Annotated in this window: 24 protein-coding genes and 1 riboswitch; of the genes, 7 read left to right on the top strand and 17 right to left on the bottom strand. The window is 64.6% G+C overall.

Features of this window, described 5'->3' with window-relative positions:
• Positions 1-21: 21 nt before the first annotated feature.
• On the bottom strand, positions 22-3795 hold the full coding sequence (gene metH / locus A7V84_RS13200) for a methionine synthase (protein WP_063492548.1): 3774 nt from the start codon (positions 3793-3795) through the stop codon (positions 22-24).
• Between the two features lie 91 nt (positions 3796-3886).
• Positions 3887-4049: riboswitch (cobalamin riboswitch) on the top strand.
• Positions 4050-4126: 77 nt separating this feature from the next.
• On the opposite strand from metH, the gene A7V84_RS13195 reads away from it, so the two are divergent.
• The 6 genes from A7V84_RS13195 (at position 4127) to A7V84_RS13170 (ending at position 10811) form a co-directional block, all read left to right on the top strand.
• Positions 4127-6079, top strand: coding sequence for a TonB-dependent receptor domain-containing protein (locus tag A7V84_RS13195; RefSeq protein WP_063491601.1), 1953 nt, complete (start codon positions 4127-4129; stop codon positions 6077-6079).
• A gap of 14 nt (positions 6080-6093) precedes the next feature.
• Positions 6094-6987: a helical backbone metal receptor gene (locus A7V84_RS13190; RefSeq protein ID WP_063491602.1), complete on the top strand. Its 894-nt coding sequence runs from the start codon at positions 6094-6096 to the stop codon at positions 6985-6987.
• Positions 6988-7104: 117 nt separating this feature from the next.
• On the top strand, positions 7105-7899 hold the full coding sequence (locus tag A7V84_RS13185) for a thiazole synthase (RefSeq protein WP_025515374.1): 795 nt from the start codon (positions 7105-7107) through the stop codon (positions 7897-7899).
• On the top strand, positions 7896-8726 hold the full coding sequence (gene thiD / locus A7V84_RS13180) for a bifunctional hydroxymethylpyrimidine kinase/phosphomethylpyrimidine kinase (protein ID WP_025515372.1): 831 nt from the start codon (positions 7896-7898) through the stop codon (positions 8724-8726). Before A7V84_RS13185 ends, thiD begins: the two co-directional genes overlap by 4 nt.
• Before the next feature lie 72 nt (positions 8727-8798).
• Positions 8799-9479 carry a protein-L-isoaspartate O-methyltransferase family protein gene (locus A7V84_RS13175; protein ID WP_025515370.1) on the top strand — a complete coding sequence of 227 codons (681 nt, stop codon included), beginning with the start codon at positions 8799-8801 and terminating at the stop codon, positions 9477-9479.
• Positions 9480-9482: 3 nt separating this feature from the next.
• A complete protein-coding gene (locus A7V84_RS13170; RefSeq protein WP_033534960.1) occupies positions 9483-10811 on the top strand; it encodes a TolC family outer membrane protein in 1329 nt (442 codons plus the stop codon).
• A 6-nt stretch (positions 10812-10817) separates the two neighbouring features.
• On the opposite strand, the gene rfaE2 is transcribed toward A7V84_RS13170, so the two are convergent.
• The 16 genes from rfaE2 to A7V84_RS21505 all read right to left on the bottom strand — a co-directional run bounded on the left by rfaE2 (position 10818) and on the right by A7V84_RS21505 (position 23321).
• Positions 10818-11306, bottom strand: a complete 489-nt coding sequence (gene rfaE2 / locus A7V84_RS13165) for a D-glycero-beta-D-manno-heptose 1-phosphate adenylyltransferase (protein WP_025515367.1) — start codon at positions 11304-11306, stop codon at positions 10818-10820.
• A 35-nt stretch (positions 11307-11341) separates the two neighbouring features.
• Positions 11342-12229, bottom strand: coding sequence for a ferritin family protein (locus tag A7V84_RS13160; protein WP_025515365.1), 888 nt, complete (start codon positions 12227-12229; stop codon positions 11342-11344).
• 163 nt (positions 12230-12392) lie between these two features.
• Positions 12393-13946, bottom strand: a complete 1554-nt coding sequence (ubiB, locus tag A7V84_RS13155; protein ID WP_063491603.1) for a ubiquinone biosynthesis regulatory protein kinase UbiB — start codon at positions 13944-13946, stop codon at positions 12393-12395.
• Complete coding sequence (locus A7V84_RS13150; RefSeq protein WP_025515361.1) at positions 13943-14584, bottom strand: ubiquinone biosynthesis accessory factor UbiJ; 642 nt, start codon at positions 14582-14584, stop codon at positions 13943-13945. Before A7V84_RS13150 ends, ubiB begins: the two co-directional genes overlap by 4 nt.
• A 101-nt stretch (positions 14585-14685) precedes the next feature.
• Entirely contained in the window at positions 14686-15843 is a 1158-nt protein-coding gene (locus A7V84_RS13145; RefSeq protein ID WP_063491604.1) for a DegT/DnrJ/EryC1/StrS aminotransferase family protein, read from the bottom strand.
• Positions 15840-16457, bottom strand: a complete 618-nt coding sequence (locus tag A7V84_RS13140; RefSeq protein WP_231886776.1) for a sugar transferase — start codon at positions 16455-16457, stop codon at positions 15840-15842. The genes A7V84_RS13145 and A7V84_RS13140 overlap by 4 nt, the downstream gene beginning before the upstream one ends.
• The gene (locus A7V84_RS13135) at positions 16444-17079 is read right to left on the bottom strand and encodes a DapH/DapD/GlmU-related protein (RefSeq protein WP_025515356.1); all 636 of its coding nucleotides are present in this window, start codon (positions 17077-17079) and stop codon (positions 16444-16446) included. The genes A7V84_RS13140 and A7V84_RS13135 overlap by 14 nt, the downstream gene beginning before the upstream one ends.
• A gap of 8 nt (positions 17080-17087) precedes the next feature.
• A complete protein-coding gene (locus A7V84_RS13130) occupies positions 17088-18245 on the bottom strand; it encodes an aromatic ring-hydroxylating oxygenase subunit alpha (RefSeq protein WP_025515355.1) in 1158 nt (385 codons plus the stop codon).
• Positions 18242-18850, bottom strand: coding sequence for a PglD-related sugar-binding protein (locus A7V84_RS13125; RefSeq protein WP_025515354.1), 609 nt, complete (start codon positions 18848-18850; stop codon positions 18242-18244). Before A7V84_RS13125 ends, A7V84_RS13130 begins: the two co-directional genes overlap by 4 nt.
• Positions 18847-19572 (bottom strand): SDR family NAD(P)-dependent oxidoreductase, encoded by a 726-nt coding sequence (locus tag A7V84_RS13120; RefSeq protein WP_025515353.1) that lies wholly within the window; start codon positions 19570-19572, stop codon positions 18847-18849. Before A7V84_RS13120 ends, A7V84_RS13125 begins: the two co-directional genes overlap by 4 nt.
• Entirely contained in the window at positions 19569-20201 is a 633-nt protein-coding gene (locus A7V84_RS13115) for a hypothetical protein (protein ID WP_063491605.1), read from the bottom strand. Before A7V84_RS13115 ends, A7V84_RS13120 begins: the two co-directional genes overlap by 4 nt.
• Entirely contained in the window at positions 20173-21261 is a 1089-nt protein-coding gene (locus A7V84_RS13110; RefSeq protein WP_025515350.1) for a ketoacyl-ACP synthase III, read from the bottom strand. Before A7V84_RS13110 ends, A7V84_RS13115 begins: the two co-directional genes overlap by 29 nt.
• On the bottom strand, positions 21261-21500 hold the full coding sequence (locus A7V84_RS13105) for a phosphopantetheine-binding protein (protein WP_063491606.1): 240 nt from the start codon (positions 21498-21500) through the stop codon (positions 21261-21263). The genes A7V84_RS13110 and A7V84_RS13105 overlap by 1 nt, the downstream gene beginning before the upstream one ends.
• A 19-nt stretch (positions 21501-21519) precedes the next feature.
• Entirely contained in the window at positions 21520-22239 is a 720-nt protein-coding gene (locus A7V84_RS13100) for an ABC transporter ATP-binding protein (protein WP_025515347.1), read from the bottom strand.
• A 1-nt stretch (position 22240) separates the two neighbouring features.
• On the bottom strand, positions 22241-23023 hold the full coding sequence (locus A7V84_RS13095; RefSeq protein ID WP_052125753.1) for an ABC transporter permease: 783 nt from the start codon (positions 23021-23023) through the stop codon (positions 22241-22243).
• A gap of 109 nt (positions 23024-23132) precedes the next feature.
• Positions 23133-23321 (bottom strand): hypothetical protein, encoded by a 189-nt coding sequence (locus A7V84_RS21505; RefSeq protein ID WP_127070906.1) that lies wholly within the window; start codon positions 23319-23321, stop codon positions 23133-23135.
• Between the two features lie 197 nt (positions 23322-23518).
• Here A7V84_RS21505 and A7V84_RS13090 point away from each other — a divergent pair.
• A partial coding sequence (locus tag A7V84_RS13090; RefSeq protein WP_204246500.1) for a hypothetical protein occupies positions 23519-24101 on the top strand: 583 nt, incomplete at its 3' end.

Here is a 24101-nt window from a genome sequence, read left to right as displayed (position 1 = left end):
GCACGGTGCCGGGCCCCTCGGTCAGCCCAGGTTGGGCGCCAGCGTACGCCGCAGATCCTCTTCGCTGCGGCCGCTGCGCGCAACGTAGTCGGCCAACTGGTCCGCGCCGATCGTGCCGACGTTGAAGTACTGCGAATCAGGGTGGCTGAAATAGAACCCCGACACGCTGGAGGCCGGGAACATGGCGTAGCTGTCGGTCAGGTACATGCCGATGTCCTCGGCCTGCAGCACCTTGAACATATCGGTCTTGACCACATGCTCCGGGCAGGCCGGATAGCCCGGCGCCGGACGGATACCGACGTATTTCTCGGCGATCAGGGCTTCATTGTCCAGGTCTTCCTCGGCCGCATAACCCCACAGATCGCGCCGCACGCGCGCATGCAGGCACTCGGCGAAAGCCTCGGCCAGGCGATCGGCCAGCGACTTGATCATGATGCTGGAGTAATCGTCCAGGGCCGCCAGATACTCGGCTTCCTTTTTCTCGATGCCCAGGCCCGCCGTCACCGCGAACATGCCGATGTAATCCAGCTTGCCGCTGTCTTTGGGCGCGATGTAATCGGCCAGGCACTTGTTGCTTACGCCCTCGCGCTTGACTCCCTGCTGACGCAGGTTGCGATAGGTGAAAAGCACTTCGCTGCGGGTTTCGTCACGATAGATCTCGATGTCTTCGTCGTTGACGCGGTTGGCCGGGTAGAACCCGACCACGCCGTTGGCGGTCAGCCAGCGGCCCTCGATGATGCGCTTGAGCATGGCCTGCCCTTCGGCGAAGACCTTGCGCGCCTGCTCACCCACCACCTTGTCGTCGAGAATGGCCGGGAAGGGCCCGAACAGACTCCAGGTCTGGAAGAAGGGCCCCCAATCGATGTAGCGCGCCACTTCGGCCAGGTCATAGCTCTTGAAGGTGCGTCGCCCGATGAACTTGGGACGCGGCGGCGTATAGGCAGCCCAGTCGATCTGCGGTCGCGCCTCGCGGGCCTCCTGCAGCGAAATGAGGGGCGTGGCCTTGCGATTGGCGTGGCGGCGGCGCACGTCCTCATATTCTTGCGCCAGCTCGTCGAGATAGGCCTGGGCCTGATCGGACATCAGGCTGGTGGCCACTCCCACCGAGCGGCTCGCATCCGGCACATAGATCACCGGCCCCTCGTAATTGGGCGCGATCTTCACGGCCGTGTGCACCCGGCTGGTGGTGGCTCCGCCGATCATGAGGGGAATCTTGCGTTCGCGGAAATACGGGTCGCGCTGCATCTCGGCGGCCACATAGGCCATTTCTTCGAGACTGGGCGTGATCAGACCCGACAGGCCGACGATATCGGCATTCTCGTCCTTGGCCTTCTGCAGGATCTGCGCACAGGGGACCATCACCCCCATGTTCACGACCTCGAAGTTGTTGCACTGCAAGACCACCGAAACGATGTTCTTGCCGATATCGTGCACGTCGCCCTTGACCGTGGCGATCACGATCTTGCCCTTGGCGCGCACATCGCCGCCGGCCGCCGCGATCTGGCGCTTTTCCTCTTCGATGAACGGAATCAGATGGGCCACGGCCTGCTTCATGACGCGCGCCGACTTGACCACCTGCGGCAGGAACATCTTGCCCTCGCCGAACAGGTCGCCGACCACGTTCATGCCGTCCATCAGCGGGCCTTCGATCACTTCGATCGGACGCCCGCCGCGGTCGGCGATTTTCTGGCGCACCTCCTCGGTGTCCTCGACGATGAAAGCGGTGATGCCATGCACCAGCGCATGCGACAGGCGCTGCTCGACCGGCGCCTCGCGCCACGTGAGGTCTTCCTCTTTCTTGGTGCCCGAGCCCTTGATGGTATCGGCCAGCTCCACCAGGCGCTCGGTCGGCGAGCGCGTGTCGCCGGCATCGGTCCTGCCCAGCGGCGGATCGCGATCCAGCACCACGTCCTCGACCAGTTCGCGCAGCGGCGATCCCAGGTCGGCATAGACGCCCAGCTGCCCGGCATTGACGATGCCCATCGTCAAGCCCTCGCGGATGGCGTAGTACAGGAACACCGTATGGATGGCCTCACGCATCGGCTCGTTGCCGCGGAACGAGAAGCTCACATTGGAGATCCCGCCCGAGATGCGCGCATGCGGCAGGTTCTGGCGTATCCAGCGCGTGCCTTCGATGAAATCGACCGCGTAATGGTTGTGCTCGTCGATGCCCGTGGCCACGGCGAACACGTTGGGGTCGAAGATGATGTCTTCGGGCGGAAAACCTTCTTCCTCGACCAGGATGCGATAGGCCCGGCCGCAGATCTCCTTGCGCCGCTCGAGGGTGTCGGCCTGGCCGGTTTCGTCAAAGGCCATGACCACCACCGCCGCGCCATACAGCCGGCACAGACGGGCATGCTCGCGAAACGGCGCCTCGCCTTCCTTCATGGAAATCGAGTTCACCACTGCCTTGCCCTGCACGCACTTCAGGCCGGCCTCGATCACTTCCCATTTGGAGCTGTCGATCATGATGGGCACGCGCGCGATGTCAGGCTCGGAAGCGATCATGTTCAGGAAGCGCGCCATGCAGGCCACCGAATCCAGCATGGCCTCGTCCATGTTGACGTCGATGATCTGCGCGCCGTTCTCGACCTGCTGGCGCGCCACGGCCAGCGCCTCGTCGTATTTCTCTTCGCGAATCAGGCGCGCAAACATCTTCGAGCCCGTGACGTTGGTGCGCTCGCCGACGTTCACGAACAGGGACTGCTCATCGATATTGAGCGGCTCCAGGCCTGACAGGCGGGTCTTGACCGGCACCTCGGGCACAACCCGTGGCGTCAGGCGCTCGATCTTGTCGGCAATGGCCCGGATATGCTGCGGGGTGGTGCCGCAACAGCCGCCGGCCATGTTCACCAGCCCCGAGGCCGCGAACTCTTCCAGCAGCGCGGAAGTATCGGCCGGCGTCTCGTCAAAGCCCGTCTCGGCCATGGGGTTGGGCAAGCCGGCGTTGGGGTAGACGCACAGATAGGTGTCGCAGATCTTGGAGAGCTCGGCCACATACGGGCGCATGAGCGCAGCCCCCAGGGCGCAGTTCAGGCCGACCGTCACCGGGCGGGCATGTCGCACCGAGTTCCAGAAGGCCTCGACCGTCTGGCCCGACAGGATGCGGCCGGAGGCGTCGGTCACCGTGCCGGAGATCATCACCGGCAGGCGCACGCCGCGCTCGGCGAAGACTTCCTCGACCGCGAAAATGGCCGCCTTGGCGTTGAGCGTATCGAAAATGGTCTCGATCAGGACGATGTCGATGCCACCGTCCAGCAGCCCGTTGACCTGCTCGATATAGGCCAGGCGCAATTCGTCGAAGGTGATGTTGCGCGCGCCCGGATCATTGACGTCGGGCGAGATGGAGGCGGTCTTGGGCTGCGGGCCCAGTGCACCGGCCACGAAACGCGGGCGCTCGGCACTGCTGAAGGCATCACAGGCCTGGCGCGCCAATTGCGCCGACACCAGGTTCAGCTCGTAGGCCAGCCCGGGCAGATCGTAATCGCCCTGGGCGATCGACGTGGCGCCGAAGGTGTTGGTCTCGATGACATCGGCGCCGGCCTCAAGGTACTCGCGGTGGATTTCGGCAATGATGTCCGGGCGCACCAGCGACAACAGCTCGTTGTCGCCCTTCACATCCTTGTGATGGTCGGCAAAACGCTCGCCGCGAAAGTCGGCCTCGCTCAGTTTGTAGCGCTGGATCATGGTGCCCATGGCCCCATCCAGGATCAGGATGCGCTCGCCCAGCAATCGGACGAAATCAGCACCGCGCGTATAGGCGGCCAAGGGGTAGGGCATGCGGGGATATGACACAGCGGGGTCCCAGTGTGGCGAAAAGGCAAAAAACACGGATTTTCCACGCAAGATGGTAACAAAATGACGTGAGGGCCCCGGCAGCGATGATAAAGTTCCCGGCCGAATCGGTGCTTTCGGCGCATCCGCGCGCAAAGTAAACGGGAAACAGGAAGGCGTTCTCGCCCAGCCTGTGCTGCCCCCGCAACGGTCCCCATGATGCCGCCTCACCGGCCTCATGGCAGCCCGACACCGGCCGGTTCGCCCACCGGGCCGGCCTCTCGCTCCCTCATGCAGCCAGCCCACGTCCCGAGCCTGACGTGCGGGGTCGCGCGTCCAACGAGAGCAGTTGATGAAAAACCGCAATTTCCGGCGCTGCGCCGGCCTTCTTGCCTGTGTCGCCCCCGTTGTCGCGAGCGCCCAGCAAACCCCTGCCCAAGCCCCCCTGATGGCGCCGGTCGTCGTGACCGGCAGCCTGACCCCGCAAACCCAGCTCAATTCGCTGGGCGATATCAGCGTGATCGACCGCAGCGCCATCGAGCGCGCCGGCCAGAGCAGCGTGGCCGATCTGCTGCAACACCAGCCCGGCGTCGAAATCTCCACCAACGGCGGCCCCCAGACCGCCACCAGCGTCTATCTGCGCGGCGCCAACGCCAACCAGACGCTGCTGCTGATCGACGGACGCCGCATGAACAGCGCCACGCTGGGCGCCGGCGAGTTCCAGGGCATGCCGCTGGACGACATCGAGCGCATCGAAATCCTGCGCGGCGCTGCCAGCAGCCTGTACGGGGCCGATGCCATCGGCGGCGTCATCAACATCATCACGCGCAAGGGCGGCGGTGAGCGCCCCCTGAGCGTGCATGCCAATGTCGGCTACGGCACGCATGACACCAGCCGCGTCAGTGTCGGCCTGGATGGGGCCCACTCCGGCTGGCGGTATGCGCTGGATGCCGGCTATGGCCGCAGCCGTGGTTTCAACGCCACCGCCAAGACCGTGGGCGGCGCCCCCAACCGGGGCTATAACGGCGATCGCGACGGCTACGAACAGAACAACGTTTCCGGCATGCTGGGCTACACCTGGCGCGCAGGCCACGAAATCGCCTTCGATTTCTATCACAGCAAGCTCGACGGCCGCTTTGACGCCGGCGGCGGCTCGGCGCCGTTCAATGAGTACAACGACCGCCTGCGTCAGGTGGTCAACCTGTACACCCTGAGCAGCACCAACCAGATCACCGAATGGTGGCGCAGCACCCTGCGCCTGAGCCACAGCAACGACACCCAACGCAATCTGGTCGCGCCCGGCTCCTACGGCTATCCGGCCGATGGCCGCACGCGCTTTGTCACCCGCCAGGAGCAATACACCTGGCAAAACGACTTCCGCCTCGATGCCGACCAGTCGATCACGCTGGGCTACGAATTCCTCAAGCAGCGCGTCTCCGGCGACCTGTACGACGCCTCGGCCCCCTGGCCGGCGCCGGCCGTCATCGACGACTACCGCCTGGACTCGCGCATCACCAACTCCTTCTTCGGCCAGTACCGCCTGGACCTGGACCGTCATCATGTCCAGCTGAACCTGCGCAGCGATCACAACACGATCTACGGCAACAAGGTAACCGGCGGCGCCGAATATGCCTACGCGATCACCCCGGAACTGCGCGCCGGCATCGGTGCGAGCACCGGCTTTCGCGCGCCGACCTTCAACGATCTGTACTGGCGCAATGACGGCGGCACGGTGGGCAACCCCAACCTGAAACCGGAGAGCTCACGCAATATCGAACTGAGCCTGCAGTACGCCGACGACACCACCACGGCCGGCATCGTCGCCTACCGCAACCGCGTCAAGGACATGATCGTCTGGGCCGACCTGAATGACGGCTCCTACCTGTGGTCGCCCATGAACGTGGGCCGCGCCGAGTTGCGCGGCATCACCCTGACCGGCAGCCAGCGCTTTGACCAGACCACGCTGCGGGCCAGCGCCGACTTCCAGGACCCGCATGACCGCGACAACGGCAATACGCTGTCGCAACGTGCGCGCCAGATCTATCGCGCCAGCGTCGAGCACCGCTTCGGCCCGGCCGCCGCGGGCGTGGAATATCTCTGGACCGGCAAGCGCTACGCCGACGCGGCCAACAAGCACCAAATGGGCGGCTATGGCCTGCTCAATCTGACGGCCTCCTACGACATCAGCAAGCAGCTGACCGCCCAGGTGCGCTGGAACAACGTGTTCAACAAGGACTACACCCTGGCGCGCGGCTACAACACGCCGGGTTCGACCGTCTTCGTGAACCTGGCCTGGCGGATGTAAGCCGGCGACCCGCCATGTTCCCGCGCCCCTCCCGCCTGCGTCGTTGGCTGGCGCTGTGCCTGCTGGCCAGCCTGCCGGCGGGCGCCCGGCCCCTCGTCCTGGACGATGACGCCGGCCGCAGCGTCAGTCTGGCCGGGCCGGCCCGCCGGGCCGTCAGCCTCAGCCCGCACGCCACCGAACTGATCTACGCGGCGGGCGCCGGCGGGCATCTGGCCGGCGTCACGCGAGGCAGCGACTACCCCCCGGCGGCAAAAACGCTGCCCAGCGCCGGCGACGCCCTGCGGCCCGACCCGGAAACGCTGCTGTCGCTGCGGCCCGACCTGCTGATCGCCTGGCAGCCGGGCAACGACGCCTGGAACCGGCTGAGCAGCCAATGGGGCATCCCGGTGTTCTACAGCGACCCCCGCCGCCTGGACGACATCCCGGAGGCGATCGAACGCTTCGGAAAACTCTTTGACACCCGCGCCAGCGCCGACGCCGCCGCCGCGCGTCTGCGCGCGCAACTGGCGCAACTGCGCCAGCGCTACAGCGGCCTGCCGGTGTTGCGGGTGTTCATGCAAACGGGCAGCCAACCGCTCTACACCATCAACAACGACAGCATCCTGGCCGACGCGCTGCGCCTGTGCGGCGCCGTCAGCGTGTTCGGCGACGCCCCCCTGCTGGCGCCGTCGGTCAGCCTGGAAAGCGTGCTGGCCGCCGCCCCGCAGGCCGTGATCGCCGGCGTGGCCGACGAGGCCGAGACGCGCCGGCTGCAAGCCGACTGGCAGGCCAGCGGCCTGCCGGCAGCCCGCGCCGGCCATGTCTATGGCCTGCCGGCCGACGCCCTCTACCGGCCAGGCCCCCGGCTGATCGACGCCACCGCCGCGCTATGCGAGGCCATCGACCAGGTGCGCCACGCCTCCCGATGACCCGCCCTCAGCCAGGGGCAAAGCCGGCTGCCGCGCCGCTCGTGCTTTATCATTGCCACATCCACCAGCCCTTTTTCTATGCGCCGGGCCCTGCCCGCCGCCCAGCCACGCATCGCTATGAGCTCACAAGACCTTCTCACCATTGCCGGCCGCAGCTACCAATCGCGGCTCCTGGTCGGCACCGGCAAATACAAAGACTTTGAACAGACCCGCGCTGCGCTGGACGCCAGCGGCGCCGACATCGTGACGGTCGCCATCCGCCGCACGAACATCGGCCAGAACCCGGGCGAACCCAGCCTGCTGGACTACGTGCCGCCGTCGCGCTTCACGCTGCTGCCCAACACCGCCGGCTGCTACACGGCCGACGATGCCGTGCGCACGCTGCGCCTGGCGCGCGAACTGCTCGACGGCCATGACCTGGTCAAACTGGAGGTGCTGGGAGATCCCACCAACCTCTTTCCCAACATGCCGGAAACGCTCAAGGCCGCCAAGACCCTGATCGACGACGGTTTCAAGGTGCTGGTCTACTGCACCGACGACCCCATCCAGTGCCGCATGCTCGAAGATATCGGCGTGTCGGCCATCATGCCGCTCGCCTCCCTGATCGGCTCGGGCATGGGCATCCTGAATCCCTGGAACCTGCGCCTGATCATCGATCAGACCAAGGTGCCGGTCATCGTCGATGCCGGCGTCGGCACGGCATCGGACGCCACTGTCGCCATGGAGCTGGGCTGCGACGCGGTGCTCATGAACACCGCCATCGCCGCAGCCGGCGACCCCATCCTGATGGCCAGCGCCATGAAAAAAGGCGTGGAAGCCGGCCGCGAAGCCTTCCGTGCCGGCCGCATGCCGCGCAAGCTGTACAGCGGCGCGCCGTCCTCGCCCACCGAAGGCCTGATCACCGCGAAATGAGCCAGAACGCCGAACGTCCCATCCCGAATGTGCTCAGCATTGCCGGGCTGGATCCTTCCGGCGGGGCCGGCATGCTGGCCGACATCAAGGCCATCGGCGCGCTGGGCGCCTACGGTTGCGGCGTGGCCGCCGCGCTGACCGCCCAGAACACCCAGGGCGTGACGGGCGTGCTTCCGGTCGACCCCGCCTTCGTGGGCCGGCAGATCGACACGCTGTTCGAAGACGTACCCATTGCCGCCGTCAAGATCGGCATGCTGGGGCAGCAGCCTGTCATCCAGGTCGTAGGCGAGAAGCTGGCGCGCTGGCGTCCCTCTCACATCGTCCTGGACCCGGTCATGGTGTCATCCAGCGGCGAGCTGCTGCTCGAGCGTGGCGCCATCGGCATGCTGCGTGAGGCGCTGCTGCCGCAGGTGACCGTGCTCACGCCGAATCTGCCCGAAGCCGGCGTCCTGCTGGACGCACGTCCGGTCGAGACCCTCAAGGAAATGCGCCGGGTCGCCGAAAAACTGCGCGAAAGAATGGCCTATGATGGCCACCGCTGGGTACTGCTCAAGGGCGGCCACCTGCCGGGCGAGGAAACCATCGATCTGCTGCATGACGGCGACCGCATGCTGGAGCTGCCCGGCCGGCGCATTGCCACGACCAACAACCACGGCACCGGTTGCACGCTGTCGGCGGCCCTGGCCGCCCTGATCCCGCAGACCGGCGACGTGCCCGAAGCGGCTCGCCGTGCCAAACACTACCTGACCGAGGCGCTGCGCCACGCCGACCGCCTTCAGGCCGGCAAGGGCCATGGCCCGCTGCACCACTTCCATGCCTGGTGGTGAAGCCGCTGGCGCAGTCTGCCAGTACCAGTACAATGCCCTCGTTAGCTTAATTGTCTTTTCCCTTCTGTCGACATGAACGCTTCAACCCTGCCCGACGTAGAGCAAGCCCGTTTCAACATGGTGGAGCAACAGATCCGCCCCTGGAATGTCCTGGACACGCGCGTCCTGGACGCGCTGTTCGCCGTGCGGCGTGAACAATTCGTGCCGCCAGCCATGCGCGCCCTGGCCTTCTCCGACCTGGAAATCCCGTTGGAAATCAACGCCGTCGATACGCGCCAGAACATGCTGTCGCCCAAGATGGAAGCCCGCCTGGCCCAGGAACTGCAATTGCAGCCCACCGACTGCGTGCTCGAGATCGGCACCGGCTCGGGCTACCAGGCCGCCCTGCTGGCCCATCTGGCCCAGCAAGTGACCAGCGTTGAGATCGACAGCCGCCTGGTGGCTTTCGCCCAGCAGAACCTGCAGCTCAACAATGTCAGCGACGTCAAGATCGAGACGGGCGACGGCCGCAATGGCTGGGGCTCGACCGAATACGACGCCATTCTGGTGACGGGTTCGGTGCCGGTCGTGCCCGATGCGCTCAAATACCAGCTTCGCGTAGGCGGCCGTCTGGTCGTCGTGGTCGGCGAAGCGCCCCTCATGACGGCCTGTCGCATCACGCGCACCACGGCCGCCAGCTTCGAGACGGTCGAACTCTTCGAGACCGTCATCAAGCCCCTGCGTGGCGTGAGCGTCTCCCAGTTCAAATTCTGAACGATGCCCGCGCGGTCCGTTGCGGCAGTACTGTTTCTGTTCTGCGCCGCAGCGGCCGCGCCGGCGGCGCATGCGCAAGATCTCATGCAGGTCTGGCGCGATGCGCTTGCCAATGACCCGGTCTACGCCGCCTCGCGCGCGGCCTACCGGGCCCAGACCGAAAAACTGCCACAGGCTCGCGCCGATCTGCTGCCGCTGCTGACCGGCGAGGCCGGCGGCCGCTACGACGAAGCCCGCAGCACGCGCGGACTGGCCTACGACCATAGCGGCAGCCGTGCAACCTGGGACCTGAAACTGACCCAGCCGCTGTTCGACTGGTCGCGCTGGCAACGGTTCGAACAATCCAAGCTGATCGTGGCCGATGCCGAGGTGCAGTTGCGTCAGTCCCAGCAGGATCTGGTGCTGCGTGTGGCTGACGCCTATTTCGGCATCCTGCGCGCTCAGGATGCGCTTGCCGCCACCGAGACCGAAAAAGCCGCCGTCGCCGAACAGCTGGCCGCCGCCAAACGCAAATTCGAACTCGGCACCGCCACCATCACCGACACCTACGAGGCCCAGGCACGCTACGATCTGGTGGTGGCCGAAGAACTGCGCCTGCAGAATGCCGTGCAATCGCAACGTGAGCTGCTGGCCAAGATCATCGGCTCTGTGCCCGGCGCACTGGCCGAACTGCCCCCTGGCGTGACCCTTCCGGCCCCCCAGCCGGCCCGTCTGGCCGATTGGAGCGAACAGGCCCAGCAAGCCTCGCTGGATGTGCTGCGTGCCCAACTGCAGACGCGCATTGCCGGACGCGACATCGAAATCGCCCGCGGACGCCACTATCCCACCGTGAACCTGCAGGCCTCCAGTGGCAGCGCCTCCGATAGCCGGCTGCGCGGCGACGGCGCCGGGCGACCGATCGACAACTCCGTGGGCGTGACGCTCTCCATCCCGCTGTATGCGGGCGGCGGCATTTCTTCGCAAGTCACCGAGAAAGTCCAGCTCGAACAGAAATCGCGCCAGGACTACGAAACCGCCAGGCGCGAAGCCCTGCGCGCCTCGCGCGAGTACTACAACGGCGTGATCACTGGCCTGGCCCGGGTCAGGGCGCTGGAAGCCGGCGAGAAGTCCAGCCGCGACGCTGTCAGCGCCAACCAGACCGGCTACGAACTTGGCGTACGGATCAATCTGGACGTGCTCAACGCGCAGCAACAGCTGTACGCCACGCAACGCGACCTGGCCCAGGCCCGCTATCAGGCGCTGCTTGACGGGCTGCGCCTGAAGGCCACCAGCGGCACCCTGAGCGATGCCGACCTGGAGGCCATCAACAGGCTGTTGCGGCTGCCGCGCTAAGGCGTCTCAAGCGCCGCGTATCTTGCGCAACAGCTTGGTAGTGGAGCGCTCGAACTGAAACGGGATCGCCACGGCATCACCACCCCAGCTGCGCACCAGCGCCGTCTCGGGCAGGGTTTCCATATCGTAGTCCCCTCCTTTGACGATCAGGTCCGGCCTTAACTGCGCGATCAGCGCCTCGGGCGTGTCTTCGCCGAAGGTCGTCACGGCGGCGACGCATTGCAGCGAGGCCAGCAAGGCAGCGCGGTCCTGTTCCGTATTGAGCGGACGATCATCACCCTTGCCCAGCCGGCGTACCGACGCGTCGGTATTGACGGCCACGATCAGGGTCGCGCCCAGCTGCGCCGCCTCGTCCAGATAAGTGACATGGCCGCGATGCAGCAGGTCGAACACCCCGTTGGTGAACACCAGCGGGCGGGCGAAGCGCCCGGCGGCTACGGCAGCCACCAGGTCGTCGCGGGTGAAGATCTTGGATTCGAAGCGGGCGTGTGACATGGCGCGATTGTAGCGGCCCGCCCGGCTTAGCGGCGCTACACGCTCAGCAGAATCCCCGACTCGGTCCGCTCAGGCTGCGGCGCCAGACGGCCCAGCAGGGCCTTGCGATAGCGATTCAGATCCTTGACGTTCTCGAAGGGGCTATCCAGCAGCTTGGACAGAATATGCAGGATGCGCGTCACCACGCGTTGCTCCCAATCCGGGCCGAAACGGATCTGGGTATCCAGCCAGTGCTCCAGCCACCCCGGCTCGGGCAGGCGCGACTGCACCGTGTCGTTGGGAAAGAGCGCCTTGTTCACATGCAGGTTGGTCGGATGCATGGCCTGGGCACTGCGGCTGGCCGAGGCCATCAGCACGCCGATCTTGGCAAAGGCATTGCGGGCATCCGTGCTCACCGCGTCGCCCTGATTGTGCAGGGCGCGCCGCATGTACTGAAGATAGGCCCCGGCATGGCGCGCCTCATCCTTGGCGATGGTCTTGTAGATAGCCTGGATGACCGGCTCGGTATGCCAGTCGGCCGCGCAGCGGTACCAGTGGTTGAGCCGGATTTCACCGCAGAAGTGCAGCATCAGCGTCTCAAGCGCCGGCGCCTTGTCGAACTCGAAGCGCACCTTGTGCAGCTCTTCCTCGGTCGGCACCAGATCCGGACGGAAGCGGCGCAGGTACTCGATCAGCACCAGCGAGTGCTTCTGCTCCTCGAAGAACCAGACCGACATAAATGCGCAAAAATCGCTGTCGTCGCGGTTGTCGCGCAGGAACATCTCCGTGGCAGGCAGGGCGGCCCATTCGGTGATGGCGTTCATCTTGATCGTCAGCGCCTGTTCTTCCGTCAGCTTGCTGCGATCGAAGTCATCCCAGGGAATGTCGTTCGCCATATTCCAGCGCACGGCTTCCATGGTTTTGAAGAGTTCCGGATAAAGCATGAATCGCCCTTTCTGATTTCCCGCTCGAAAAGCGCATGGATGACCGCAAGGCAGCGCGCCCAGCGGGTTCCATTGGTTATGAAAAACGTTTAGTGGTTATCGCCCGTTTGCACGAATCTGTCGTGACAGTGCGATGAACAAAACATGACAGCCCCCACGCCGGTCAGCGCGTCAGGGCCCACAAGGCGACCGCGATACCGACGGCAAGCACCGCGGTCAAGGCGGCCATCAGCCGGTTGCCCTGCTCCTGCGCACGGCGCAGGCGCTTCATTTCCCCCAGCATCGAGGGAGAAACATTGGGGCGGCTGAGGTAGTCGTGCATCAGACGGGGCATGGCCGGCAGCATCTGCGACCATTGCACCGCCTCCTTGGCCAGGCTGCGCTTCAGGCCAGCCAGACCGACGCGCTGATGCATCCAGCGCTCCAGATAGGGCTTGGCCGTCTTCCAGAGATCCAGATTGGGATCCAGCTGACGGCCCAGCCCCTCCACGTTGAGCAGTGTCTTCTGCAACAACACCAGCTGTGGCTGGATTTCGACATTGAAACGACGCGATGTCTGGAACAAGCGCAACAGCACCTGCCCCAGAGAGATTTCAGCCAGGGGACGGTCGAAATAAGGCTCGCACACCGCCCGCACGGCACCCTCGAGCTCTTCCTCGCGCGTATCGGGCGGCACCCAGCCGGATTCGATATGCAACTGCGCCACGCGCCGGTAATCGCGACGGAAAAAGGCCAGGAAGTTCTGCGCCAGATAATTCTTGTCGAATTCCGAGAGCGACCCCACGATGCCGAAATCCAGCGCGATATAGCGGCCCAGCGTGGCGGGGTTGTCGGAAACATAGATATTGCCCGGGTGCATGTCGGCATGGAAGAAGCCGTCAGTGAACACCTGGGTAAAGAAAATCTCCACGCCACTGCGCGCCAGGGTCGGGATATCGATGCCAGCGGCGCGCAGCCGATCGATCTGCCCAACCGGCACGCCGTACATGCGCTCCATGGTGAACACGGTGCTGGCGGTATATTCCCACACCACCTCCGGCACGATCAGCATCTCGCCGCGCCCCGATTCGGGGCTGAAGTTGCGCCGCAACTGGCTGCAGTTGGAGGCCTCGCGCACCAGGTCCAGTTCGTCGTGCAGGTATTTGTCGAACTCGGCCACCACTTCGCGCGGCTTCAGACGCCGCCCGTCCGGCCCCAGTCGCTCGATGATGCGCGCCACGATGCGCAACAGGCCCATGTCCTTGTCGATCACCTCGCGCATGCCGGGGCGCAGCACCTTGACCGCCACCTCGCGGCCGTCATGCAGCACCGCGAAGTGCACCTGGGCGATCGAGGCCGACGCGACCGGATCCCGATCGAACTGGGCAAATAGTTCCGCCGGCGGCGCGCCCAGCGCCGCCTCGATGGATGCCGCCGCCTGCGCCGAGGGGAAAGGCGGCACACGGTCCTGCAGCGCAGCCAGTTCGTCGGCAATGTCGGCTGGGATCAGGTCCCGCCGGGTGGACAGCACCTGCCCGAATTTCACGAAAATCGGCCCCAGCGACTCCAAGGCCAGACGCAGACGCTCGCCACGCGGCGCCCGCGGGCGAAAGCCCAGGCGCATCACGCGCAGCAGGCAGGTGGCCAGCGGATGCTTCAGGCTGGAGAGCACCAGTTCATCCAGCCCGTAGCGCAACGATACGCAGATAATGCGCAACAAACGCAGAAAGGTCATCATCGACGGCCTCCTGCCCCAGGCAGGCCCGCCAGGCGCGCCTGCAAGCCGCGGGTTGCCGCCGACAGCTGTTCGGTGCGCTGCTCCAGCTCGGCCAGATCCAGGCGCATCTGCGCCAATGCCGGCCGCCCGGTCAGGGTGCCGCTTTCCTCGCTCAGGTATTCGGCCACATTGCCCGCAAGCCGGCCCGATGCCTGACGCGCGCCCTGCATAAGCCCGCGCAAACCGCCGATCAGCTTCATGGCCGGGATATCGCCCAGCACGCGGGCCAGGTCGTCTTCGGCATCCCAGCGCAAGTCGCGGCCCAGATCAGCCACCACCTGCGCCAGGGCGGCATCGCCTGAAATATGCGTCACTTCGGCCAGGTCGCCGCGCTCGGCGCCCGGCAGCAGGCGGCCCAGACTGAGACGTTCCGGCACACCAGACAAAGTCACATCGGGAACGATGGCCGGATCCGCGCTCTGCAGATAGCCCTCGCTGTCGATGGTAAGCGTCATGCCCAGTCCGCCCAATGCAAAGCGCACGCTCTTGCCGCTATGACGGGCAAGGCGATCACGTGCCCAGGACTCTCGTCCCAGCATGAAATTGAGCGCGCGCACCGCTAGGCGGGTGGGCGTAGGCAAGGCGAAAAACGGCAGCATCAAGGACACGCACACATAGGAATCGGCCACACACGGCCCGGCCGGCCAAGAGTGGCGACCCATCCGAAGTGTACCGGTTTAAGGCCCCGGCGACCCACCCCCTAGCGAGAGGCCAGATGCATGACCCTGTCGAGGGCCTTCAGACGGACCTGCTGCTCGCTTTCCCCCTGTCCCGGATCGACCGGAAATGTCAGGCCGGTCAGGCCCAACTGCCGGGCAACAGGCAAGGTTCGAGCCGGTCCCAGGCCCGCTCTCATGAAGGCGGCCTCTCGATAGATCTCGGGACAGCTTCCCTGGAAACAACGCACCCCCTGCTGCTGCAGGGCCAGCAACAGGCGGTCGCGCGTCCAGCCCCGGCGCAGGTGCTCGGGCCGCACGAAAACATAGGCACGATAATAGGCGTGGCTCAGATGCGCCGGCGGCAGCGGCACCCGCAGGGCCGGATGGCGCGCGGCGGCATCGAAGAGACGCTCGGCCCGGGCCTGGCGACCCGCGACCCAGGCCGTGCATTTGCCCAGTTGCAAGCGGCCGATGGCCGCCTGCATCGCCGTCATCCTGGCATTGGTCCCGAAACGCTCATGCACCCATCGGAAATGCGGCCCCGGCTCGGCCAGGGCCATGCGCTCGGGGCTTTTGCCGTGGTCTTTCAGCATCCAGACGGTACGCCACACTTCGGGATCGGCCGTCGTGAGCATGCCCCCCTCCCCGCCCGTGGAGATGATCTTGTCCTGACAGAAGGACCATGCCGCAGCATGGCCGAAACTGCCTGCCGGGCGCCCCTGATAAGTGGCCCCGTGGGCCTGGGCACAGTCTTCCAGCACCTTCAGCCCATGCCGGGCAGCCCAGACCAGAATGCCGTCCATCTCGCACATCCAGCCAGCCAGATGCACCAGCACCACAGCCCGCGTCCGGGCTGTCCGAACGGCCTCCAGGGTCGATACGGTGACATTCTGGCTGTCTGCATCGACGTCGGCGAATACCGGCCGCGCGCCCACCGCCACGATGGCGCTGGCCGAAGCCATGAATGAGCGCGCCGTCACCAGCACTTCGTCGCCCGGGCCGATGCCCAGCGCCCTGAGCCCCAGCTCCAGCGCCACCGTGCCGTTGCTCAGGGCCACCGCGTGGGGCACCCCGACATAGGCGGCATAGGCAGCCTCGAAGGCGGCCACGTCCGGACCGGACCAGGCATTGCCCTGACCGCGACGCAGCACATCGAGAACCGCATCGATCTCATCCGATGCGTAAATGGGCCAGCTCATGAGGATGGCCCTCCCTGGGGCGGACGCAGTTCCTGGCCGGTCTCGTGGCCCGGCGCGGCAACCCCCTGCCCGCTGCACACCACCCGCAAGGTGCGCCAGAGAATACGGGCATCGACGCGCCAGCCGGCGTGATCGACATACCAGCAATCCAGGCGCAAGCGCTCCTCCCAGGCCAGGGCGTTGCGTCCGTTGACCTGGGCCCAGCCCGTCATGCCGGGCGGCACCAGGTGCCGGCGTGCTTCCTCGGCGCTGTAGCGCGGCAGGTAATCCAGCGGCAAGGGACGCGGACCGATGAAGTTCATCTCGCCACGTACGATATTCCAGAGGCCGGGCAGTTCATCAAGGCTGCTGCGCCGCAAGAACCGCCCCCAACGGGTCAGTCTGGACGCGTCCGGCTCACCGTCATAGGCTGCCACCCGCATGCTGCGGAACTTGCACAATTGGAAAGGCCGGCCGCGATAGCCCGCGCGCCACTGCCGGAACAGCACGGGTCGCCCCATGGTCCACCAGACCGACAGGGCGAGCGCGCCCAGCAGGGGCGACAGCGCCGCCAGCAACAGCGCCGCACCCAGACGGCGCAACAGCCCGGCCAGCAGACGGCTAACGGATGACACGAACGCGATCCGCCAGTTGCCCGTCGTGCACCTCGCCGATCACGAGGTCGCGCCGCACATGCGTGGCATCGTAGATGGCCGCGCCGCGCCCCACGGTGATCCCGGTGGTCTCGCCGCGATAGCCATGCACTCCGCCCACGATGGTGCCGTCGGTCAGATAGACCTCGCTGCCGATCACGCTGCCCCGCTTGATGACACAGTTGGCCCCGATGAAGCAATGGTTGCCGATGGACACGCCGGCCTCGATCACCGCGCCCGGGCCGATGATGACGTTGAACCCCAAAGACACCCCCTCGTCCAGGATGGCATGGGGGTAGACCAGCGAACCGATGCCGATGCGCACGTCAGGGCACACCAGGGCATGATCGAACACCATGGCATGGATCGTGCAGCCCAGGGCCTTCAGACGCCCGAATAAGGCGATACGGGTCGAATTCGCGAACATGCCATCGCCAAACAACAGGCAGTCGTGGCTGGCCGGAGCAAGGCTTGCAATATCGTTTGGATTCGGGCCGAGCAGGTCGGCCGACGGTAGTTCGAACCACGATGCATCGGGATGCCGGGCGGCCACCTGCTGGCGTACCAGCCCGGGCAGATAGGGTTGAGCAAGAATGATCTGCATACGAGCTCCTACTGGAAAGGAGTTTCCTGATAGACGTTCTGTGCGAGGTAAGTCATGAAATCCATCACCTCTATTTCCCGGTCGCTCTGGGAAAAGCGGAAATCCTGCTCAGCCATCGCCGCCATATTGGCCTGCACCTTGCGCAGGATGACCGAGTCTTCATCGATGACGAAGCGCTCGGAGCGAGCAATCGACAAGAGCAATGAGCGGGCATCGAATTTGCGGGCCATCTCGGGCAGGGCGATGCTCAGTCGATAATCGAACGAGTCGGGACCGGTTGGCAGGTATTGCTGCAGGGCGTAATACCGCCCGCACACCGAGTACAGATTGGTGTTGGGGAAGCAGAGGACGTTCAGGAACCCATCCACGGGCATGGTTCGCTTGAGGTTGTCGTCGTACCAGTAGCTGCCTTCATCCTGCGGCGTATTGGCTGCCCAGCTCACGTTGCGTACGTCCGAGATATCCGCCAAGTAGCGGTCGTAGGCGATGTGCTCGGTTTCCTGTACCCGAACGATGCGGTCGGTCTTGCCAATGCCGTCTATCGTCGGCAACAACTTCGCGAAGCTGCCGGTATGCACGTAGAAAAGGTGCAGGTAATCGCGCACATTCTCGGCGTTGAGCTTCCAGTTGAAATCCGCCTTGAACTCAAGCTGGATCATCGAGGAGACGGCGCCCATTCTTTCGTACCAGCCAATGACGTCGGCACTGAACTGCGCCTCGAAAGGCAGCGGATCGGGATCCAGGTTGATGAAGATGAGCGGACCCACCACATGCACGGCCACCGGCCTCAGGCTGCGGCCACAAGATTTGTCGAACAAGTCTTCGCGCGTCTCGAAGACCCGGCCCTGCGGTATGCCGGTCAAGGCACGGCCTTCGCGAAAGGCCCAGCCGTGGTATTTGCACACCGGACGGGTGTTGCCGCTAGGCTCAAGCGCCACTACCCCGGCACGGTGCGGACAGATGTTGAGATAGGCGACGATCTTGTCGTGCAGACGCTGGACCACGACCTCCTGACCGTAGACGCGGAACATGAAGTAATCGCCATCGGACTTGATCGCCGAGGTGAAGCCGGCAGCCAGCCACAGCTTGTTAAAGATGTGAGTGCGCTCCAGCTCGGCGTACTTCTCGTCGACGTACCATTTGGGGTTGAAAACAGCTTCTTTCAATTGATTCTCCTGGCTGGATTACCCAGCACAACCGCCCCCGGCGGCACGTCGCGCAACACCACTGCACCCAGGCCGACCTCGGCGCCCGCGCCGATGGTCAGGCCACGCGCGATACAGGCCCTAGGCTGGATCAGCGCACCGGCGTGGATCACGCAGCCGCCCGCGATGAAGGCGCCATCGCCAACATGGACGAAATCCTCGACACACGTGTCATGACCCACAATGACACCCGTTGCCAGGTGCACGTAGTCACCAACGCGACAATCGGGCGAAATGCGTACCCCGGCCAAGGCACAGGACAAACCGAAGTGCGAACGCGCACCCAGCGTGCCCAGCATCACCCGAGCAAAACGACCGCCGTGGGTCTTCACCCCGGCCACCATGCTGGCCTTGAGCGCCGGGTCGCCGACCGAACAAAGAAAGAGCAGCGTCTCATCCTCAGGCCGCATCTGAGGCGTGCCCAGCACCGGCACCGCTCCTACCAGGCGCTCCTGCATGTCCTCACGGGTGTCCAGATAGCCCGCGATGTCGTAGTGGGCCTCAAGCATGGCCTGCACCTCGCGGCCCAGCCCTCCGGCGCCCAGCAGGCAAAGACGCGGTTTCATACTTCGAGGGCTCCGCCCGCCATCACGATGTCATTGCCATTCAAAAGGGTTGACTCGGCCGACAGCAGGAACAGGATGGCATTGCCCACATCCATGGGCTCGGCGACGCCGATCGGATAGCGCGCCTTCTCCATGGCTTGCAGATCGAAAGCCCGGCCGCCCGCCGTCATCTTGGTGCGTACCATGGCCGGCGACAGGGCATTGACGCGGATTTCGCGCCTGCGCAGATCAAGTGCCAGATTGCGTACCGCAGCCGACAGCGCGGCCTTCGAGAGCGCATAGGGCGCCACGCCTTCGGTCGCCGTATGCCCGCTGATCGAGGACAAGGCCACTACCGAGGCGCCCCGGCTGAGCTTGCGGGCCCTCAGCATGACGGCCAGCATTTCCATGAAGACGCCGACGTTGACGTCGGTCGACTTGCGGATGCAGGCGAGGTCTATCAGATGAGCCGGGGTCAGCAGGGCCTGCCCGATACAAAAGACCAGGCCATCGACAGGCTGAGTGATGGCGGCGACCGTGGAGGCCACGCCCTGGGGCGCCAGCAGATCCGCCTCGAGCACCGTGAAGGCCGCGCCGGCGTCGCGCAGGGCCTGCCCATCGCGCGTGATGCCGATCACTTCAGCGCCCAGGGCCACGGCCGCATCGGCAGTCGCCCGCGCGATGTCGGAGCCTGCGCCCACGAACAGCAGACGCCGCCCCTGGAGTGAAAACCATGCGTTCATTGCATCGGCACCTTTCTCAAAGACGCGCCGCCATCGGCGGTGAGCAGGCTGCCGCTCATCCAGCGCGCGCCCTGACTCAGGAGGAACAAAAGCGGGCCTGTCATGATCTGTGGCGGAGCCGACATATCCAGCCCGGCCACGAAATGCACGCGCACGCCCTCGGGCGACATTTCCCGTCGCTCGTGAAACAGCGCATGGTGCAAGGTTGCCGAGGCGGCCGCGGCCATGCCCCGGTCCGCTTGCGGCAAGAGCAGCACTACCGCGCCACCCGGCAGCAGCCGGCCCGTCGCCCTGAGCGCACGCAGCAACCCGAGCGGCTCCAGCGCGTTCACGCGCAAGGCCTGGGCCCACAGACCGACATCGGGCGTATCGAGCAGTTTTGACTCGATGCCGGGCGAGCCGGGCGCCACCACCACGCCGTGCAAACCCGGCAGACACGGCACGTCCGTCAGAATCTGCTCGGGATCCCGACGCAACGGCTCAAGGTCCGCATCGAGCGGCTGGCGGCAGACGATATGCACCTGCGCACGCAAACGCAGCAGCCGCCTCGCCAACTCCATTTCGGGACCTTGCGCGCTGCCATAGACGAGGTACGCGTGCTCAGCAAATTCGCTGTGGCTGGAAGGCATACTTTTCATCGAGACGATAGGGTTCTGGCGCGAAGAAGGGCGCCGTTTCGAGATACAAGGTGCCGCAGCTCAGACCAATACCGAAACCGCACCAGATCCAGCGCACACGGCGGCTGGAGGCCACCTGGCTGAGTGCAGCGGAGATGGTCACCGGGATGCTGGCCGAGCTGGTATTGCCATACTCTTGCAACGACGACGGCCAGCCGTCCGGATCGCCGCCCATCTTCATGCGGATGGTTTCGTTGATCATGCGGTTGGCCTGATGCAGCACGAAGTAATCGACGTCGGCCATCTCCAGGCCGACTTCGCGCATCAGGCCTTGCATCGATTTCGGCGCACACGACGTCGAGAAGTTGAGGATGGCCGGGCCATCGAGCCAGACGTCATCCATGCGACGCAACACGCCATCGGCACACAGGCGCAGATCCTGGCTTTGCGGATTGAGGGGATAACGCTTGCCGCCATGCGGCACGATGATGGCCTCATAGCCTGAGCCGTCTGAGAAACCGTCGAAGTACATCGGGCTGGCCGTGGGGTCGTACTCCAGCGCCGTGGCAGTGCAGGCATCGCCAAACAAGATATCGCGCCCGACATCGCTGGCATCGACGGAGGCGGCCTGATCACCGACCAGCACGATGACCCGCCGGAAGCGATGCTCGCCGATCAGGGAAGCGCAGTTGAAAATACCGTAGGTGTAGCCCGAGCAGCCCAGGTTGATATCAAAGGCCGACGTGGTCACGGACAGACCCAGCCGGTGTTGCAGCACGATGGCGGTGGCCGGGATGGGAAACTCCGAGGACTGCGTCACCAGGATGAGCGCGTCGATGGTGTCTTTTTCCCAGCCCAGGCCGTCGATGAGCTTTTCGGCCGCGTGCTGAGCCAGGTCGGAAAAAATCATGCCATCAACGCAACACGGCCTCCAGCGGATGCCGACGTTGCGCACCAGACGCTCACGCTGGCGCAGGTCTGCGGGATGCACCGCGAGATTGTCCACCCGGTGGTTCGGCACCACGGTCGTCAGGCCGCGAACGGCGACGTGATCGATACGGGCCAATGGCATCAGCCCTCTCCTTGCGCCAGGGCATGCAGCGCCGCCACACTGCCCAACGCAAAGACCTTGTCCGCCGTGACGACGGCGTCGAACTGAGTTTCCATCATGATGATGACCCCCAGCATGGCCAGGGAATCGAAATCGGCCATGTCTTCGAAGCGGGTATCACCCGTCACCACGACGTCATCGATGAAGTCGCAGGCGACCAGAAAACGTTCTATGAACTCTTGCAAACTGACTTGACTCATTTGAATCCTCGGAGAAAACCTAAAACGCTTGAGCGTGGACTTCCTGCAAGTTGCCTTGATCCAGAAGAAAGAACCGGTTGCAGTACCGACGAAGCAGACCGGGATCGTGCGAAGCCAGGACCGTGATGCGGGTCTGGTCGATCATCTGGTTCAGGCGGGAAAGACTTTTCTGCTGGAATTGCGCATCCCCGGTGGAAAACCACTCGTCCAGCAACAGGATGTCGGGGGTGACGGCCGTGGCGACCGAGAACACCAGCCGCATGCGCATGCCGCTGGAATAGGCGCCGGTGGGGATGTCGTAGAAGGACCCCAGGCCGCTGAACTCGGCGACCGTGGGCACGATGGCGCGACACTGCGCCAGCGGCAGACCCATGATCAGACCCAGCGTGATGGTGTTCTCGCGGCCGGAAAGTTCGGGATCGAGGCCGGCTTCGATATCGAGCATGGTGGCCACGCTGCCCTGCACGTCCACCCGCCCCTCTTGGGGCCGGTAGATGCCCGCCATGGTGCGCAGCAGGGTGCTCTTGCCGGCGCCGTTCTGGCCCGCCAGGCCGACGCGGTCGCCTTCGCGGAGCTCCAGGCAGACCCCTTTGAGCGCCTGGATCTGGCGCACCAGCCCCGCACGATGACGCAACAGGCCGAAGGACAGCCATTTGGCCACCTGGTTGCGCAGAAAGGCCGCCTGCATGTCCAGCAGCGGATAGCGCAGGGAAACACCGTCCAGCCGGATATGTGCCATGTCAGATCCAGAACAGGATGCGCCGGGGATTGCGCAGGTAGATGAGGAGTGCCGCAAGCCCCAGGACGACCAGCAACGCCACACAGCCCTCGTAGACCATGGCGGGCGGGCGCAGCGGCCCGCCCAGCGTGGAGAGCAACGGCACGCGCAGCACTTCGATGAGATAGGACACCGGGTTGAACCAGATGTAGTCGCCCACCACGCTTTCAGGACGGAAGAGCACCGGGCTGACGAAGAACAGCAAGGGCAGGCTGACCTCGACCGCATAGCGGACATCACGGTAGCGCGCGCCCAGAGCGGCCAACAGCAGGCTGAGCGCGGCACAGGCCATGATCAGCAGCAGAAAACCCGGAATGGCCCACCACAGGCCAACCGTTGGCCGCGCGCCATAGAACAGCAATACCACCGCCACCAGCACGAGGTTGTGCGCGAAGTTGATGAAGTGATAGCCATGCGTACGCAGGGCGAAGAACCAGACGGGAATGCGCGTGTTGCGCATGACCTGGGCATTGAGGGTGTAGGCGCTGGTGGCCGAGGCCATGACGCCTGCGACGTACTGCCAGATAACCAGGCCGACGGTCAGGGAGGGCACGAAGACCGAGCGAGGCAGATTGAGCAACTGAGCCCAGACCGCGCCGAAACCGACGATGGCCACGGCATTGCCCAGCGTAAGCCACAAGGGGCCGAGCACGCTCTTGCGATAGCGTGTCTTGACGTCGACCCAGCTCAGGTAGAACGCATTTCGGGCATAGCGCAAGGAAGAAGAACAAGACCGACCCAGCATGCCGCGCGTACGCCTCCGACAAATAACGCGACCGCGAAAGGAATATAGACGGCAGCGAACGGAGTGATTCTAGGGAGGTGTCATACGGTCGTATGTAGGAATACGACCATTAAGTCGTAGGCTTATTCAGTATCCCATCAGACCCCGGGTTGACGGCCAGACATAACCAAGCCCACGCAAAGCGCAGGACAGAAACAGGATCGGGCTGTCCGGCGTACTCGACCGGAATCTGTGAAATCCCGGCCAGCAGCCATCCGCTGCGGTTAATGCGGCGTGCCGGAAGCTGCTTGATGAACATTCCGCTGCTTCAGATATCACTGGATGGCAGTCAGGAAGAAACCCGCTTACTACCCATCCCTATCCCGCAAAAACTTTCAGACCGTTGGCCGGAAAATTAACGCGCCCATTTTCAGCACGCCATTACCGCGCAGACGGGTACAAGCGCAGGAATAGCAACCCTAAAACGACCTGACCGTTAGGGAAAGGAATATCAAGATGAGTCATACCTTGAAAGAAAAAACGGACAAACGGTTCAGCAGAAACCTGTTGGCCGCGTCAGTTTTCTTGGCATTGGGGGGATACTCCGCGCTCTCTGCTGCGGAAGGCGCCTCCCCAGCCGCTGCTCCGGTCGCTTCCGCCCCTTCCTCATCCCTGCCGGCCAAGGCGCCCAAGGCCGAGGCCTCCCTCATCCTGGGGAGATTAGCGAAAAACGGGGATAAGGATATATTCGTTCCGGACACGAGGGGCGGCGTCCTCAGCAATATCATGTATCCCCTGCCGACCTCAGCCAAAGACAAGGTGGCTTTTAGTGTTTTCGACGGCGGAACATCCCGGCCAGAGGGGCCCCGGAAAGAATCCGCCCTGATTCTCGACAAGTACCTGATTCGGGTCAACTCGCCCGGTTATGTGTATCTGAAAAATAAGCTTCCCATAGATTCGAGCACGCAGATAATGATCGGCGAGATGACGTTCTCCGACGCCCATCTGCAAGGCTCGGTGCTCAACAACGAAAGCTGCATCCTCTACAAGGGTTGCTCCAATGTATTCAGGCTATCCCTGAAGGACTCAAGCCTTGCCG

The sequence above is a fragment of the Bordetella trematum genome (assembly GCF_900078335.1).
In the GTDB taxonomy this organism is placed as follows: Bacteria; Pseudomonadota; Gammaproteobacteria; order Burkholderiales; family Burkholderiaceae_B; genus Bordetella; species Bordetella trematum.
This window is presented reverse-complemented; position numbering and strand designations above follow the sequence as displayed.

Excerpts from the sequence above, each read along its gene's own strand:
- A7V84_RS13170 (WP_033534960.1), top strand. The coding sequence starts at position 9,483 with ATGCCCGCGCGGTCCGTTGCGGCAGTACTGTTTCTGTTCTGCGCCGCA.
- A7V84_RS13095 (WP_052125753.1), bottom strand. The coding sequence starts at position 23,023 with ATGCTGGGTCGGTCTTGTTCTTCTTCCTTGCGCTATGCCCGAAATGCG.
- A7V84_RS13150 (WP_025515361.1), bottom strand. The coding sequence starts at position 14,584 with ATGCTGCCGTTTTTCGCCTTGCCTACGCCCACCCGCCTAGCGGTGCGC.
- A7V84_RS13175 (WP_025515370.1), top strand. The coding sequence starts at position 8,799 with ATGAACGCTTCAACCCTGCCCGACGTAGAGCAAGCCCGTTTCAACATG.
- A7V84_RS21505 (WP_127070906.1), bottom strand. The coding sequence starts at position 23,321 with ATGTTCATCAAGCAGCTTCCGGCACGCCGCATTAACCGCAGCGGATGG.
- A7V84_RS13105 (WP_063491606.1), bottom strand. The coding sequence starts at position 21,500 with ATGAGTCAAGTCAGTTTGCAAGAGTTCATAGAACGTTTTCTGGTCGCC.
- A7V84_RS13120 (WP_025515353.1), bottom strand. The coding sequence starts at position 19,572 with ATGAACGCATGGTTTTCACTCCAGGGGCGGCGTCTGCTGTTCGTGGGC.
- A7V84_RS13125 (WP_025515354.1), bottom strand. The coding sequence starts at position 18,850 with ATGAAACCGCGTCTTTGCCTGCTGGGCGCCGGAGGGCTGGGCCGCGAG.
- A7V84_RS13135 (WP_025515356.1), bottom strand. The coding sequence starts at position 17,079 with ATGCAGATCATTCTTGCTCAACCCTATCTGCCCGGGCTGGTACGCCAG.
- ubiB (WP_063491603.1), bottom strand. The coding sequence starts at position 13,946 with ATGATGACCTTTCTGCGTTTGTTGCGCATTATCTGCGTATCGTTGCGC.
- A7V84_RS13100 (WP_025515347.1), bottom strand. The coding sequence starts at position 22,239 with ATGGCACATATCCGGCTGGACGGTGTTTCCCTGCGCTATCCGCTGCTG.
- A7V84_RS13190 (WP_063491602.1), top strand. The coding sequence starts at position 6,094 with ATGTTCCCGCGCCCCTCCCGCCTGCGTCGTTGGCTGGCGCTGTGCCTG.
- A7V84_RS13145 (WP_063491604.1), bottom strand. The coding sequence starts at position 15,843 with ATGAGCTGGCCCATTTACGCATCGGATGAGATCGATGCGGTTCTCGAT.
- rfaE2 (WP_025515367.1), bottom strand. The coding sequence starts at position 11,306 with ATGTCACACGCCCGCTTCGAATCCAAGATCTTCACCCGCGACGACCTG.
- A7V84_RS13115 (WP_063491605.1), bottom strand. The coding sequence starts at position 20,201 with ATGCCTTCCAGCCACAGCGAATTTGCTGAGCACGCGTACCTCGTCTAT.
- thiD (WP_025515372.1), top strand. The coding sequence starts at position 7,896 with ATGAGCCAGAACGCCGAACGTCCCATCCCGAATGTGCTCAGCATTGCC.
- A7V84_RS13185 (WP_025515374.1), top strand. The coding sequence starts at position 7,105 with ATGAGCTCACAAGACCTTCTCACCATTGCCGGCCGCAGCTACCAATCG.
- A7V84_RS13160 (WP_025515365.1), bottom strand. The coding sequence starts at position 12,229 with ATGCTTTATCCGGAACTCTTCAAAACCATGGAAGCCGTGCGCTGGAAT.
- A7V84_RS13195 (WP_063491601.1), top strand. The coding sequence starts at position 4,127 with ATGAAAAACCGCAATTTCCGGCGCTGCGCCGGCCTTCTTGCCTGTGTC.
- A7V84_RS13110 (WP_025515350.1), bottom strand. The coding sequence starts at position 21,261 with ATGCCATTGGCCCGTATCGATCACGTCGCCGTTCGCGGCCTGACGACC.